The organism is Synechococcus sp. R6-10 (assembly GCF_047461815.1).
Classification (GTDB): domain Bacteria; phylum Cyanobacteriota; class Cyanobacteriia; order Thermostichales; family Thermostichaceae; genus Thermostichus.
This window is the reverse complement of sequence record NZ_JANSHW010000005.1, coordinates 1-1,623: the sequence shown is the minus strand read 5'-3', so window position 1 is coordinate 1,623 and position 1,623 is coordinate 1. Positions and strand designations below refer to the sequence as shown.

The window sequence follows — 1,623 nt, the reverse complement described above, 5'->3', positions numbered from 1 at the left end:
GGCAAAGGCAAGACGCTGCTGTTCCCCTAGGGAGAGAGTGCTGGCCCAGTCTTTCTCCACATCAAAGCCGCCCACCCGCTCCGGCAAGTCCCCCAAGTTCACCTGGGCCAAGACTCGGATGAGATCTTCATCGGTGAGGTCTCGGCGGCGTTTGGGATAGAGCAGTTGATCCCGCAGGGATCCCAGCAGCATATAGGGTTTCTGGGGCAAAAAGAGCATCTCCTGAGTATCTGGGCGGGCGATGGATCCCTGGCCGTTGGTCCATAGGCCGGCAATGGCCCGCAGCAGAGAGCTTTTGCCGCTGCCGCTAACACCGACAATCAGCAGCCGTTGGTCGGCTTCCAAGGCGAAGGAGAGATCCCGAACCAGGGTTCGTTCTGAATTGGGGGTGAGCAAAGTGACGTGGTTTAGCGCCAATTGCTGGGCAATGCGAGTTTGAATGTTGCTTTCCCGAGCGCTGGTGTGGCGCAGCGCCGGATCTTCCAGAGACTCGTGAAAGGAGCCTAAGCGGTTGATCCCAGCGGCAAAACTGGAAATGCTTTGAATCTGGTTGGCCACAATGGAGAGGGCGCTCAACACCTGGCTGAAGGCAATGGTGGCTTGGGTAATGGTGCCGAAATCTCGCACGCCGCTGAAATAAAGGGGGGCGACGATGACATAGGGCACAATGCGGGTGAAATAGTTGTAGGCGTATTGGAAAATATCGATGATGGCCTGCCAGATGATCAGCAAATTAAAATTGCGCAAGGCCGCACCAAAGCGATGCAAAATTTGCCTGAGTTCTTGATCCTCTCCCTGGTAGAAGGCAATGGACTCGGCATTATCCCGCACGTGCACTAAGCTGTAGCGAAAATCGGCTTCGTAGCGCAGTTGATCGAAGTTAATTTTAATCAGCTTGCGACCGGCCAAAATGGCGATGGCAGTACCAATGGTGGCATAGACCACCAGACCCAACGCCAACGGACGAGAAATGCCGTAGAGGATGCCGGTGAAGGCGTAGAGGGTGAGAATCGAGTCAAGGATGTCCAACAGGAAGGAAAGGGTGGTGCCGGTAAAGGAGCGGACATCCTCTGATATACGCTGGTCGGGGTTGTCGATTTCGGTGTTGGCGGCGTTGGAATCCAGCTCATAGTAAGCCCGCTGATCGAAGTAGCGATCCAGAAAATGATCGGTCAGCCATTCTCGCCAAAACAGCCCTAGCTTGAGGCGAGTGTAGCGGTAGATCACCAAAATGGGAATAGCTGAGATAATCAGCACTCCATAAATAATCAAAAACTGCCAGAAAGTGGGCTCTTCTTTTTGCTGCAGAGCTGTGTCGATAAACCGAAAGATAAAGCTAATCATCACGTTCAGCCGGTTTACCGTCAGCGACAGAAACAGCAAAAAGGTGAGCAGCACCCACTGCAACCAGCGCTGGCGAAGCTGCCGCCACACTGCCCCAAAACAAAGGCTGCTCAAAGCCAAGCTGACCGAGGCTACCCGCAGCACCGGCGAGGACAAGTTTCTCTTCGTTTGGGCCACCAATCCGGCTGCCACATTGGTGAAAAACTCCGGGAACAGGGCTTGACCGACCAAAGTTACCCCAATCTCCACAAAGAACATCAGGGCAACCACAAACACCAT

The 1,623-nt window shown here is 54.1% G+C and carries 1 protein-coding gene; it reads right to left on the bottom strand.

Annotation, left to right across the window (positions count from 1 at the left end):
• Positions 1 to 1,623 (bottom strand): ABC transporter ATP-binding protein/permease (locus tag NW837_RS00185; protein ID WP_414328698.1); only part of this gene is annotated, 1,623 nt, incomplete at both ends.